The 13,788-nt window shown below is 41.7% G+C and carries 11 protein-coding genes, 1 riboswitch and 1 other annotated feature; of the genes, 6 read left to right on the forward strand and 5 right to left on the reverse strand.

Going from position 1 to position 13,788, the window contains the following annotated elements; all coding sequences use genetic code 11:
* Window positions 1-98 precede the first annotated feature (98 nt).
* From rluF to brnQ, 4 genes are all read right to left on the reverse strand, one after another.
* Window positions 99-806, reverse strand: coding sequence for a 23S rRNA pseudouridine(2604) synthase RluF (gene rluF / locus QNH43_RS02465; RefSeq protein ID WP_076370727.1), 708 nt, complete (start codon window positions 804-806; stop codon window positions 99-101).
* A gap of 100 nt (window positions 807-906) precedes the next feature.
* Entirely contained in the window at window positions 907-1,818 is a 912-nt protein-coding gene (locus QNH43_RS02470) for a DMT family transporter (protein ID WP_283916677.1), read from the reverse strand.
* A 172-nt stretch (window positions 1,819-1,990) separates the two neighbouring features.
* Entirely contained in the window at window positions 1,991-2,923 is a 933-nt protein-coding gene (locus tag QNH43_RS02475) for an aldo/keto reductase (RefSeq protein ID WP_283916678.1), read from the reverse strand.
* 122 nt (window positions 2,924-3,045) lie between these two features.
* Window positions 3,046-4,377 (reverse strand): branched-chain amino acid transport system II carrier protein, encoded by a 1,332-nt coding sequence (brnQ, locus tag QNH43_RS02480; protein ID WP_283916679.1) that lies wholly within the window; start codon window positions 4,375-4,377, stop codon window positions 3,046-3,048.
* Between the two features lie 97 nt (window positions 4,378-4,474).
* Window positions 4,475-4,721: a binding site (T-box leader), on the reverse strand.
* 207 nt (window positions 4,722-4,928) lie between these two features.
* On the opposite strand from brnQ, the gene QNH43_RS02485 reads away from it, so the two are divergent.
* The 6 genes from QNH43_RS02485 to QNH43_RS02510 all read left to right on the forward strand — a co-directional run bounded on the left by QNH43_RS02485 (window position 4,929) and on the right by QNH43_RS02510 (window position 12,985).
* The gene (locus QNH43_RS02485) at window positions 4,929-5,102 is read left to right on the forward strand and encodes a hypothetical protein (RefSeq protein ID WP_164468807.1); all 174 of its coding nucleotides are present in this window, start codon (window positions 4,929-4,931) and stop codon (window positions 5,100-5,102) included.
* A gap of 496 nt (window positions 5,103-5,598) precedes the next feature.
* Window positions 5,599-8,340 (forward strand): GTPase domain-containing protein, encoded by a 2,742-nt coding sequence (locus tag QNH43_RS02490; protein WP_283916680.1) that lies wholly within the window; start codon window positions 5,599-5,601, stop codon window positions 8,338-8,340.
* A gap of 95 nt (window positions 8,341-8,435) precedes the next feature.
* A riboswitch (SAM riboswitch) is annotated at window positions 8,436-8,541 on the forward strand.
* A gap of 115 nt (window positions 8,542-8,656) precedes the next feature.
* Entirely contained in the window at window positions 8,657-9,769 is a 1,113-nt protein-coding gene (locus QNH43_RS02495; protein ID WP_283916681.1) for a sugar ABC transporter substrate-binding protein, read from the forward strand.
* Window positions 9,770-9,825: 56 nt separating this feature from the next.
* Window positions 9,826-11,328 carry a sugar ABC transporter ATP-binding protein gene (locus tag QNH43_RS02500; RefSeq protein WP_283916682.1) on the forward strand — a complete coding sequence of 501 codons (1,503 nt, stop codon included), beginning with the start codon at window positions 9,826-9,828 and terminating at the stop codon, window positions 11,326-11,328.
* 1 nt (window position 11,329) lies between these two features.
* Window positions 11,330-12,334 carry an ABC transporter permease gene (locus tag QNH43_RS02505; RefSeq protein WP_283916683.1) on the forward strand — a complete coding sequence of 335 codons (1,005 nt, stop codon included), beginning with the start codon at window positions 11,330-11,332 and terminating at the stop codon, window positions 12,332-12,334.
* Window positions 12,335-12,619: 285 nt separating this feature from the next.
* Entirely contained in the window at window positions 12,620-12,985 is a 366-nt protein-coding gene (locus QNH43_RS02510; protein WP_283916684.1) for a winged helix-turn-helix transcriptional regulator, read from the forward strand.
* Window positions 12,986-13,051: 66 nt separating this feature from the next.
* Here the strand turns inward: QNH43_RS02510 and QNH43_RS02515 are convergent, their stop codons facing one another.
* Window positions 13,052-13,582, reverse strand: a complete 531-nt coding sequence (locus QNH43_RS02515) for an NAD(P)H-dependent oxidoreductase (RefSeq protein ID WP_283916685.1) — start codon at window positions 13,580-13,582, stop codon at window positions 13,052-13,054.
* Window positions 13,583-13,788 lie beyond the last annotated feature (206 nt).

Below are 13,788 nucleotides of genomic sequence, written 5' to 3' on the forward strand. Positions count from 1 at the left end.
TTACAAGTATATCCGCAAAACTTAAAGCAAATGTTTGCTGAAAGTTCTTCTGAAATTAAAAAAGCGATGCCCCCGGAAATCTGGGGGCATCTTCATTATCATCTTTGCCTTGGGGTATAATCCAATTCCTTAAATAGTTCCGTCAATTCATCCTCGGTCAGGTCGCGCCATTGTCCGATCGCCAGTCCGTCCAGATGGATGTTCATGATCCGGATTCGATGTAAATCACGGACTTCGTACCCTAGTGCGGAGCACATTCGGCGGATTTGTCTATTCAGTCCTTGCATCAAAGTAATGTTAAATGTATATTTGGTCAACTGCTCAACCTTACATGGAAGTGTTTTCGTATCCAAAATCTCCACTCCGGATGACATATCTTTAATGAAGGAAGCGGTAAGTGGTTTATCCACGGTTACGATGTATTCTTTTTCATGTTTGTTTTCTGCACGAAGGATTTCATTTACGATGTCTCCATCATTTGTAAGAAGGATCAGACCGCTTGAGTCTTTGTCCAGCCGTCCAATATGAAAAATGCGAAGCGGATGATTTACAAAATCAACGATATTCCCTTTTATGTGTTTTTCCGTCGTACTTGTAATACCTATCGGTTTATTCAGTGCAATATAGACATTTTGCTGTTCCACTTTTATCGGCTTGCCATCTACACGAACATCATCACCGGGTTCAGCTTGACTGCCGAGCTCAGCTACAGTGCCATTAATCGTCACACGGCCCTCGGCAATCCATTTGTCTGCGCCTCTTCGCGAGGTAATTCCGGATTCACTGATAAATTTATTGATCCTCAACTAAAGCACACCTTTACAATCAGATTTTCTTCTTTAAAGGATAACGTAAATCATGGTGCATAGACAAGGGGAAAAGACAAGAAAGCATAGTTGGTGAGAATTACTGGATGCTCTTTAAGTTCTTCGTGAAATCTTCCGGATATGCTTTTTTCTTTTTGCTTGTCAGGTAGACGCCAATGAAGACAAAAAGACCTCCTAGGATTTGGATGATCGTAATCGCATGACCCAAAATCAGGCTAAGAATGGCGGTAAATACAGCAATCAGATTTAGATAAATTCCAGCCTGGCTAGCATTGATATGACGAAGGGAAATATTCCAGAAAATAAAGGACCCGACAGATGGGAAGATTCCAATATATAAGAGACCCGTGACGGCTTCACTGCTTAAATCAAGGTTGATTCCCGAGCCAATGGCGAATGGAGCGACGAGAATCAATCCGAGAAATACGGAAACGGCAGTGGCTGAGATTATCGGAATGTTTTTTAGTTTTTTACCAATTATTGAATAGAAGGTCCAAACGAGAATTGCCAGGATCATCAATAAGTCGCCTTTATTGTATGTGAGCTGAAAAATATCCAGAAGGTGACCTTTTGTCAAGACCAATAAAACGCCGAATAAAGATATGATAAGTCCGAGTGCATGAAGGGATGAAATTTTCTCCTTTAACAGCAAAGCGGAAAAAAGCACAATTAAGGCAGGGTTCATGGAATTGACAAGAGCGGCATTCATGGAAGTTGTATAGGTCAGAGCCCAATAAAGGAAAAAATTATAACTGATGATTCCGAGCACACCCATGACTAACAGCAATCTCCATTCTTTCCATACACTCTTCCAATTTGGCTTTTCGATCCATTGGCCTAAAGGAAACAATAAGAAAACGGCTATTAGCCATCGCGAAAATGTTAGTTGGATCGGGGAAAGTTCGGTCACAACGTATTTTCCGAAAATGTAATTACCGGCCCAAAACAAATTTGCCAAGATAAGAAATAAAATAACAATGGATTTTTTCATCAGACTGCCTCTTCCTTAATTGATGGAATATTCACTAAATATATCAAAATAGGAGTACCTAAGCAATATAACGAGCCTAGTAGTCAATTTTTGTACAAGGATGTACCAAAGGGCAGGATAAATAGAAAAAGGCCGTTCAACATGAGCTGAACAGCCTTTTTTCACATCTATGTTAAGCGAAAATGGCACTGATTTCGGCAATTTCATCCATGGTTAAATCGACATCCAATGCTTGTAAGTTGCGTGTGACCTGTTCTGGCTTTTTCGCTCCGGGAATCAGTACATCTATCGAGTGCCGAGTTAAATACCAAGCTAGTACGACATCGGCGACATCGGTATGCTTCCTGTTGGCAATCGCCCGGACTTCTTCCACTTTTTGCAGGTTGCTTACAAAGGCTTGTCCTTGGAAAAGCGGACTTTTTGCCCGGCCGTCCTCGAATGTTGATTCCTGATTATATTTGCCGCCGAGCAGACCGGAAGCAAGGGGGAAATAAGGAATGAAGGAAATATTATTTTCGGCTGTATATGGCAGTAGGTCTTGTTCTGCCTCCCGTTTGAATAGATTGTACTCGGATTGCAACACATCGACATAGCCGTCTTTATTCGCTTCCTTCAATTGTTCGAACGAAAAGTTCGAGACGCCGATCGACTTGATTTTGCCTGCATCCTTCAATTCCTTTAAGGCACCTACAGCTTCATCTTTAGGGGTATCCTCATCAGGGAAATGGATATAGAATAAGTCGATGTAGTCCGTTTGTAGCCTTTTTAGACTCGATTCCACAGCACTTTTCAGAAAAGCCGGAGAGTTATCAAAGACGATGTTGCCATCGGCAAATTTATGTGCCCCTTTAGTGGCAAGGACTATATCCTCGCGTTTGCGACTCTCTTTAAGGATTTCACCGATAAGTTCTTCTGAACGCTCAGGACCGTAAATGTAAGCTGTATCCCAAAAGTTGATTCCCTCTTCCAATGCCGTTCTCAAAACATCCCTTCCTGTATCCTCACTTAGATTAGGGAAAAGGTTATGTCCGCCAATTGCATTCGTGCCAAGGCCAATCGGATTTACATACAGATCTGTTTTTCCAATACGGGTTTGCTTAGACATATTACTTATCATCTCCTTCGACCCCATCATAACAAAAAGTGGATGCCGATTTCCAAAATAAAGCAATGCAGGCGTGTACAAAATAAGCAGATGACCGGTAAAATCACCTGCTTACTTCATTATTATAGTGTTTCGATTTCCAACTCTTCAGCTTTAGCTGTTTGTCCAAATTGACTGAGAAGAAGGCCAAAGGCTGTACCGACGAGAGCAGGGATGATCCACTCCATGCCGTAGGCAGAAAGGGGAAGGGCATCACTCAACGTTTGCACGGGTCCTAATTGTAAGCCGAAAGCATTCAGTCCGTCCATCAAGGCGAAAACTCCTGTGAAAATCATTGCACTGCGATAAACCATCTTCGGGTTTTTGAAATGACGGCTGAAGAATGTCAGGACAATCAGGACGATCGTTAACGGATAAGCCATCACAAGGAATGGTACAGATACTTTCAAAATTTGATTCAGACCCATATTTGAAAGGATGAAACCGATGATTGTTACAATCAGAATGACGGTTTTATAGTTCAGCTTGGGGAAAAGTTTCGAGAAATACTGTCCGCAAGCAGTCGTTAACCCGACTACGGTGGTGAAGCATGCTAAAGTGAAAATGATGCCGAGAAGTACCTTCCCGCCAGTTCCAAGTAAAAGGGTGGATGCGACAGTGAGGATATCCGTTCCGTTTTCGAATGCCCCATCGGCTGCCATGCGTGCTCCCATTACACCTAAGGAAATATAAACTAAAGAAAGCAAAACACCAGCGATGAGCCCCGCCTTTACTGTATATCTCGTCAATTGTTTTCGTTCGGAAATCCCCCTTTGCTGGATTGAAGTAAGGATGACGATCCCAAAAGCCAAGGAAGCTAGAGCATCCATCGTGTTGTAGCCTTCGATGAACCCCTTCGAAAATGCTCCTGCAGCATATGCTTCGGTTGGAGCTTGGAATGGGGCATCAAGCTTTATGAAACCAACGACACAGAGAATGACCATGGACAAAAGTAGAACGGGTGTAATCCAGCGTCCCATGAAGGTTTCCATTTTTTCTGGATTCAATGAAATGGCATAAACGATGATGAAAAATATGGTTGTGAAAATGAATAGGAATAGTGATTGATTCATTGAGTCGCCAAGGTATGGCCTGAAGCCCATTTCATAGGCAACATTCGCATTCCGTGGAATGGCTAGAAAAGGCCCGATGCTTAAATAAATGACTACCATGAATAACGTGCTGAATAGAGGATGCACACGGGCCCCGATAGTTTGTGCCCCGCCTTTAACAAGTGAAACTGCAAGAAGCACTAAAATTGGCAAGCCGACTCCGGTGGTGACAAAACCGGCAATGGCGAGCCAGAAAGAAGTTCCTGAAGATGCTCCTAAAAAGGGAGGGAAAATTAGATTCCCCGCTCCGAAGAACATTGAGAAAAGCATAAGGCCGATAAATAATGTGTCTGTTTTTTTCATGGTGATTTCTCCTTTTTTTAAAATGATATCTCCCGCCGACTGGCCTGAAAAAGGCTGATTAAAGTGTTTTTTGCAAATAAAAAACTCGCCCCTGAAAATCAGGGACGAGTTTGTGCTCGCGTTACCACCCATATTCCGCGCTTCAAAGAAGCTGCGGCACTCAGTCAACGTACGTATTCATACGTGATCCATTGTAACGGCGGAAACCCGTCAAAGCCTACTGCATTTTCAGCTTTGCATCTCAGAGATGATTTTCGGATAGGCCTTGGACATCGACTTCCACCACATGTCGACTCTCTGTGGAACAGGGTTCTCATCGTACTCTTTCTCTTCATAGATTTTATAATATAAAGATAATTTAGCAAATTCTGATTATGAAGTCAACATAATTTATCATTAATCCTTTTAAAGGAGCAGGAAATTAGTCCCCCGTTGGCGAAACTTCCTTTATCCAGAAGATTTTTTGAAGAAGAATAGGCTATTACTCCCTATTATCTTTCTAATCGCAACTATATTATAATAGAAGGCAGAACACTAAAGGAGACAACAGTATGTCTGAAAATAAAAAATTAAGCCTGGCGGATGCAGTCAAACAAAAACTGGCTCAAAAGCAAGCGGGATCAAGTAAAGATAAATTGGAAACAGGCGTTGTGAAGAAAACGAAACAGCTTAAAAGCCAGTTGACCAAAAAGCCGAATAACCAACGTAAGCGTACAGGGGTATAATCCTAATTTGTCAAAGGACAACGACTGTTCGGAGCTTATCAGAGAGCAGTTACCTTTTATGAAATAGGGTACTGCTTTTTTATATGAACAAAAAAAATGGGAATTTAGTAATGGACGAGGTGAAGTGATTATTTTTTATTACCGTTTTTAAGTAGTTGAAGGGCTGGGCTTCTGGTAATTTAGAGGTATAAAGAATGGTTCGCTCACTTCTATCTGATATGTGGTAAAACTAGAAAAAACATATTTTCTCGAATATGGAAATGACATTTATGTATCGCTTTATTAAAAACATTACAGTTCCATTTGTTTCTGTTTTAAAATTGTAAGAGTGGTGACATGTTGTTACCATATTGTTTTGCTAAAATAATATTTTAAGGTTTTGTAAATGATTTTTTAACTAAAGGAACCTATAGATTGAAGTTAGGTCTACTAGAAGGCATATAGAATCAGTGATCATCCTTTAATTGAAAATATGAAATATATCGGGGGAATAAAGATGGACGAACGGCTGATCGGCAAAAAATATTATGAAACGATGATCGAAGATACAAGGAAGCACCCGATTCAAGCTTTGGGTGAAATGTTTCTCGTGGAACAAAAAAAGGAAATAGCGGATTTAACCGCAATTCGATTTGCCCAAGGAGAAGTATATTTTCAGCATCATGACTATGAAGCAGCCATTTTTAAATGGGAGAACATAGAAGGGGAACTTGGTTCATGGGCGAAGAAAAACATCGCTGATGCTTATTTTGAACTGGAAATGTACTCTACCGCAGAGGATATCTATAAATCCGTCAATACGGATGAAGCGGTCTTGAAAACAGAGGTTCTTTTGCAACTTTTTTCCCTGTACATAGTGGAATCGAGAAATGACCTGGCTTCCAAAGTCGTGAAAGAAGCAGTCGAGTTTCAACCGGATTACCCGAATGTCACGGAAATCGCACGCGCCTTTTTCGAAGAACAAAAGGATTGGAACAGTGCGGTGGTATTAGCGGCCAATGAAAGTATCCGTACAGAATCAATGGGCTGGTTCGATGTGCTGAAGACGTATATCCAGCAGGGTGTTGCCCAATCCATGGATCCGGATTATTTTTCAACTGTCCTTGGTTCTCTATACACACTCGACCAGGAACGTTTTGAAAAGGTGACTGTTGCCCTTTGGAAAAATTATAAATATACGGATTCTTATTTCGAATGGCTTAGAGTGATTAATAACTTGATAGATACCATCGAATTGAACGATGCGGATATATGGGATGAGCTTTCCGACTATTACAGGGATGCATATGCAGGTCTGTTAGAAGGAACGCACCTAATCAAAGAATTAAGTCCCGTCGTGCCAAGGTTGCTGGAAAACTGGCTCAAAATCGCAGATGGGGAACTCTCGCTGTTTGCGGCGGCATCAGCTTTGTCATGGAATGAAATCTTCCCGGATACGATCAATGCGCTGGTCATTCAGGATGCAGAAAGCCTGCTTTCGAAATCCCCTAAATTAGGGGGCGGACTGGAAGCGGGAGAGAAACTGTTCAATTCCATTATCCAGTGGGCTGAAGATAATGATTTAAAGGTTGGCAATAAGCTTAAATGGATGGTAGAGGGGCTTAAGGATACCCGGAATTTCAATCTTCTTCTTGCAGGAAGTACAGGAAATGGCAAGACATCCTTCATTCAGTCAATCGTGGGTGAGAGCATTGCCGCTGAAGATCATTCGTCACTAGTCAGTGTCAAAGACGGGGATGATTTGGAAATCCTTGAAATTACCGATACAGATAGCAAAGTTGTCATGGAGCTAACTGATTTGGATGAAACACGCCGCCAGCGCGGGACTATTGTCGATGTGACAATCATAAGTGACTACTTAAGAAATAATCATCTGAGATTATTGGATACACCGGGGTTCAATGGGGAAAAAAGCGTGGAATCCGATTTCCAAGGCTATTTACATGGCAGTGATGGCCTGATGTTCGTCCTTGACGCCCGGGCTCCTTTCACTGGCAGCGAACGGGATCTGTTATTGGAAATTCAAATGATGGCTCCGAAACTGCCGATTCATTTCTTATTAAATAAAATGGACACGATATATAGTGATCAGGTCGCAGTCCGGATGGAAGACGAAACATGGGATAAAGTGAATGCATATTTCCCGAATGCGAAAGTATTCGCTTTCTCCAAACATTACGACAGCAGGCAGCAATTGAAGGACCTTTCAGCCTTCCTTCAATCGAATTATCAAGATGATAATTGGAAGGAAAGAAGATCTGAAAAAATCCTGGCATTCATTCGTAAAACTTTATCTTATCTGTTAGAAAAACGGACAGCCAATGAGCGGAAATGCGAGCATTCCATCTCTTGGAATGAATCGATGGAAGTCAAACTGAATGGGGCGGTCAATCAACTGGCTGATTTGGAAAAAGAAAAAAGTGAAAATATCATAAGGTCGTATCGTCTGCTTAAGGATGAAGTGAAAAATCAGCTTTCTTCTAAAATTCCTGAATTACTGAGGGATTGCTCTAAATCATTAACGGAAAGCAGTGATTTCAGCCAGGTCCATGTACAGTTAAACCAGGAAATGAATGAGCGGATTCAAAACTTCATTTCTGACAAGATCATGCCTCAATATTACCGTTCTCTTCAAGACTGGATTGCCAGTTCCCAAATGGAGTTCTCACAAAGCCAGCAGTTTATGGATGAGATGAGTGCCGGATTCAATGAATTATACAAAGAAGAACGGATTACGCTTGCAGGTGACTTCAGGGTATTGGATGACTGGCGCCGGGATGCCGATCGGATGACAAGCAGTATCCGCATCGAAAACGTTAATATCCTTTTGCGCAGGACTCCATCACAATTGCTGCTTAAAGGAGCAGGAAAGCTGTTTGGGGCGATACCGCAAAATAAAGCCAATATGTACAATCGTTATAAGAAATATCTGGAAAGTGAAGATTACCTGGATGTTGCGGAAATGATCACGGAACGTTTCCTTACCCAATTTGGATTGTTTGAAAAATCTTTGGATCGGGACATTTCACTTTTCTATCGCAGTTCATTTGCCTTACTTCAAAAAACGATTGAACAAACGCAGACCGAGATAAAAGACTACCAGGCTGCATTGGAGCATATGAAAGAAAATCCGGAAGTTTACCGTGACCCGATCACTTTGTTCGAAGTGAAATTAAGGCAGTTGGAGCGGCTTGAAAAAATCGAGAAAAAGCGTCTAGCCCAGCTTCAAAGAAAATGAAAAATAACGGGGAACATTTCAAATATTCAAAAATCTATTGACTTTACGACTATATCCCTATAAAGTGATAATTACGAAAACGTAACACAATATATCTCTTATCAAGAGTGGCGGAGGGACTGGCCCTAAGATGCCCAGCAACCGTTCCATTAGGAATTGGTGCTAAATCCTGCAAAACAGAAATGTTTTGACAGATAAGAGAGGGACAAGTCTGCAAAACAGCTGATTAAACCTCTCTATATTAGAGAGGTTTTTATTTTGGGATTTACACCAACTTAACTGATAAGACTAATTAGAAAACATGGAGGGAAACAAGATGAGAAGATCTATTAAAGGGATATTCATTTCAGCCATCGCTTCGGCTTTGCTTTTAACGGGTTGCTCCACTGGGCAAAGTTCCACAGAATCAAAGAAAGAAGAAAAAGTATCATTTGAAAATGTACCGGAAAGATTTGCAGATGGGGACGGAGCCAAGATCAAAGTGATCCGTAAAATTGGCGGTGATGATCATACGGCCCAATACCTGGCGGGGGCGAAGGAAGAAGGAGAAGCACTGGGGTTTCAAGTGGATACATATACAGCCAATGGTGATACGGCTAAATTCCATGATGCGATAGCGCAGGCTTTGGAGGAAGATTACGACGGCTATATCATTTCCCATGGTGATGATGCAGCAACTGTGAATGACGTTCAAAAGTTGGTTGATGCAGGTAAAAGCGTTGTCACGTTCGATTCAATAAGCGATCTATCTAAAATAGATGGCGTGACATTAACCTCACAGGATGATGAAGAGTTGGCAACACTGGCTTTTGATAAACTGATAAAAGAGCAGAAAGGTACAGCGGCAATTGCCTATCTTTGGGTGGATGGCTTCCCACCAATGGTAAGAAGAAATGCAGTCTATCAGGAAAAACTAAAAGAAAATCCTGGGATTAAAGAAGTCGAAAGATTCGGAGTGGCATCTGCTGATACTTCTGTTCAGACACAAAATGCTGTAGCCGCAATGCTGAATAAATACCCTAAAGGTAAATTGGATGCCATTTTCGCAACATGGGATGCCTTTGCCATCGGTGCAGCCCGGGCGATTAAAGAAGCGGGCCGCGATGAAGTGAAGATATATGGTATTGATGTATCTAACGCAGATCTCCAGGAAATCCAATCTGCTGATAGCTCATGGTCCTACACGGCAGCGGTCGATCCCAAGTTGATCGGTGCAGTGAATATGAGGTTATTGGCTAAAAAATTAGCGGGCGAAGATACTCCGCAAACCTATGACTTAGAGGCTTCACTTATTTCACAAAAGCAAGTCCAAGCTTCAAAAGAAGCGGTAAACATGGCCAATTTGTCTGGTATTGTCGATGGCTGGGGTGAATCTACGGAATTTGAAGAAGATTGGATGAAAGTTTTGAAAGATCATTATAAAAAGTAAAAAGAGACACTCTCTTTCCAGTGAAGGGAGTGTCTGTTCAATAAGGGGGAATGGACATGGGCACGCAACTAGAAATGAAGAAGATTTCGATTGAATTTCCGGGGGTGAAGGCGCTGAGTGAAGTTGATTTTTCCGTACAATCAGGGACAGCCCACGCATTGGTCGGTGCAAACGGAGCAGGGAAATCGACATTAATGAAAGTTTTATCGGGAGCCCATGTTCATTATTCAGGTGACATTTTCATTGATGGGGTGAGGCGGGATATCCTCTCGCCAAAAGCGGCTCAGGAACAAGGCATTCAAATTGTTTATCAGGAAGTGGATACAGCCCTAATCCCTTACTTAACGGTTGGGGAAAATGTAATGTTGAATGATATGGTCCAAAACATGGGAAAAAAACAGAGGGTCCGATGGAAAGAGCTGCACAAACGAGCCTCTTATATTCTTGAAGATATGAAAATTCGTGTCCCTTCGAAAAAGCTGGTAACAGACCTTACCTTGGCTGAAAAACAGATGGTCCTGATAGCAAGAGCTGTTTCGACAGAATGTAAGTTCCTGATTCTCGATGAGCCAACTGCTCCGTTAAGTCATACGGAAACGACAGAACTTTTTCGAATTGTAAATGAATTAAAGCAAAAAGGCGTGGGAATCATTTTCATTTCACATCGTCTGCCTGAGATCTTTGAAATCTGTGAGGAAATTACGATCATGAGGAATGGGGAGCGTGTCACTTGTCGAAAGAAGGAGGACATAACCCGTAACGAAGTCGTAGAGAATATGCTCGGGAAAACCATGGATGAACAGTTTCCAGAAGTGAATGCTTCGATCGGAGACGTCATTCTGGAAGTGAACGGATTGTCAGATGCCGTGAAAGTCAAGAATGTCAGTCTGAACATTAAAGCAGGCGAGATAATCGGCTTGGCAGGGTTGGTCGGGGCGGGAAAAACGGAGCTGTGTAAAACCCTTTTCGGTCATACTTCGATAACAACGGGGGAAGTGATCTTGAATGGTCGAAAGCTTTCTTTGAAATCACCGCACGTAGCAGTAAACAGCGGTCTGGCACTTGTACCTGAGGAACGCAGGAAAGAAGGGGTCCTCGTTCAGGAATCAGTCTCGGCGAACTTGACTGCAGCCAGTCTCGGCAAATTCTGTAAGACGTTCAGTTTCGTGGATCGTAAGGCTGAAAAGGAAAAGGCGAAGGAAATGATCGCAAGTCTCGGCATTAAAACTCCTTCAGGGGAAGTGAATGTCGAAAACCTTTCAGGTGGTAACCAACAAAAAGTTGCCATCGGAAAATGGCTTATGGCCGATGCGGATGTATACATATTCGATGAACCAACCAAAGGGGTCGATGTTGGAGCCAAAAAGGATATATTCGAATTGATTGCAAAGCTTGCAAGGAATGGGAAAGCGATCATTTATGCATCATCCGAGCTTTCCGAAATCATTGGCATTACCAACCGGACATATGTGTTATATGACGGGAGCACTGTCATCGAACTAGAAACGAACAAAACGAATGAAGAAGAACTACTATTCTATTCAACAGGAGGAAAATAGGATGAGCATACCCATTCCTGTTACACAAACAGCGAAAGCGAAGAAAAAGCTGGAACTATTCGACTTTTTCTATAAATACGGCACAATATTGACGATTATCATTCTGATTGGGATTTTTGCCGTGTCCAATCCATCTTTCATTCAAACTACTAATCTGGTCAACATCCTGCGTTCCATTTCAATCGTGACCATCATTGCGATCGGCATTACGATATCCCTGACGGTGGATGGCTTCGACCTTTCCGTCGGCTCCGTCGCATCATTGGCCAATGCCATCGTCATATCAATGTTCGTCTGGTTTTCGCAGGATACATTAATCGCCATATTAGCTGCTATCGGCGCCTCGCTTGTCGTAGGGGCTTTGAATTCATTCATGATCGTTAAATTGAGAATTCCCGACATGCTGATGACATTGGCTACCATGTTCATTATCCAGGGAATTGCCCTTACTTATACAAAAGGGGCAACGGTTTCGCAAAATATGGTCATGCCCGACGGAACATTCGCAACAGGACTGATCAGTCCATTTTTCGCCAAAATTGGCCAGGTACCATGGATAATCCTGATCATGGCAGTCATTGTGATTGCGACCCATATCTTTTTGACTTATACGAAGCATGGTCGTTATATGTACATTATTGGTGGAAATAAGGAAGCGGCGAGACTTTCCGGGATATCGGTCAATAAATACAAAATCCTTGCCTATCTGCTTTCAGCCCTATTAGCTGCAATCGGGGGGATTGTTCTAGCTTCAAGGGTCATGACCTCGGAAATCAATTCAGGTTCCCCCTATTTAATGGACGCCGTTGCAGCAGCCTTCATTGGCTCCTCCGTTTTAGGAGCGGGAAAACCGAATGCCTTTGGAACCTTTGTCGGTGCAGTCCTGATCGGAATCCTTCAAAATGGTTTGATCATGATGTCCGTTCCGTATTATGCGATGGATATCGTCAAAGGAACAGTGCTGGCCCTTGCGCTCGCGGTAACCTATTACAAACAAAAACACTAAAATGGTTTCGTCCCGTTAATCTACAGAAATCCTATAATTGTGAATTTTGAAGATTGATAAAAATCCTGTTGGAATGCAACAGGATTTTTTCCTTTTAAAAAGGGGCGGGCTATGGATATAAATTTTCGCCATCTTACTTAATGATATTTATTTACACTAATATGGAGTAGCCACGATAGCGAAACTTAAAAGGGACCTTATTTACCTTTTAATAAGATTGATAATGATCTATTGTAAAGTATGAACATTCATACCCTATACTTTTCTAAAGGAGAGTGTAAACTTATGCGCGAAACCTGTGTTCCGACTGGCGTGAAACCAAATGACACTGGCTTTGGATATACGTTGTCTTTAATAGGCGGCAAATATAAAATGATCATAATGTATTGGCTGTCTGAAAATAAGGTTATGCGGCATAATCAGCTGAAGCGAAGTATCGGTACCATTTCATTTAAAACGCTAAGCATCATGTTAAAAGAGTTGGAGGCTGACGGTCTTGTCATACGCAAGGAATTTCCCCAAATACCTCCAAAAGTAGAATATTCATTATCTGAACGTGGTCTATCTCTCATTCCATTGTTAAATATGATGTGCGAGTGGGGAGAGAAAAACAGTTTGCAAGCTCAGGAGACTGTACAGCCGAAGGTGTAGCCATTTTGATTAAATCAAAAGAAGTATTTCCTTAACAAGGAAATACTTCTTCAATGAAACCGCCTATTAAAGGTTGTCAACAAAATACAAATAATCTTGTGCGCTTTTTTCCAATTCGCTTGCAGGCGGCTCATTTTCAGCACCATAAAACGCAAAGAATGAACGATAATCTGCATTACAGTATAGGAAGGTAGTTTCAAAGGGAGATAATAAATGTTCAAGTGTATAGCGATATCTTCCATCTTCACGATAATCCTCTTTGTTAATCCCGGCAGAGACAGCTAAAGCAGCTTTGCGATCCTTTAATTTATCGCCTCCATTTGTACCATAAGCCCAACCATAAGTAAAAACATCGTCAAGCCATTTTTTTAGGAGAGGCGGACAATTAAACCAATAAAAAGGGAACTGTAAAACAAGGTTACCATGCGATTCAATTAACTGCTGTTCTTTTTCCGCATTAATATTTCCGTCAGGGTAAACCTTATTCAATTCGTGTACTGTATATTTTTCCGGATATTTCTTGAGTTCTTCTACCCACCGCTTATTTATGATGGATGTTTCTAGACTTGGGTGTGATACGATAACAAGAGTCTTCAAAGACTTCTCCTCCTTAATTTTATTTATGTTAAGTATAAAGTCCACCCTGCAAGTATGTAAGTATGCACTTTTAGTATAGGTACTTACCTAAAGGAGAGTGTAAAGCAGGTATAACTAAAAAAACGATCTGTAAATTCCGATATGAGGAAGATATTAATAAGGGAATCTTAAAAGGTCAGATAGACACGCTCTTCCTGCCACTTTTA

Source organism: Peribacillus simplex, from assembly GCF_030123325.1.
GTDB lineage: Bacteria > Bacillota > Bacilli > Bacillales > DSM-1321 > Peribacillus > Peribacillus simplex_D.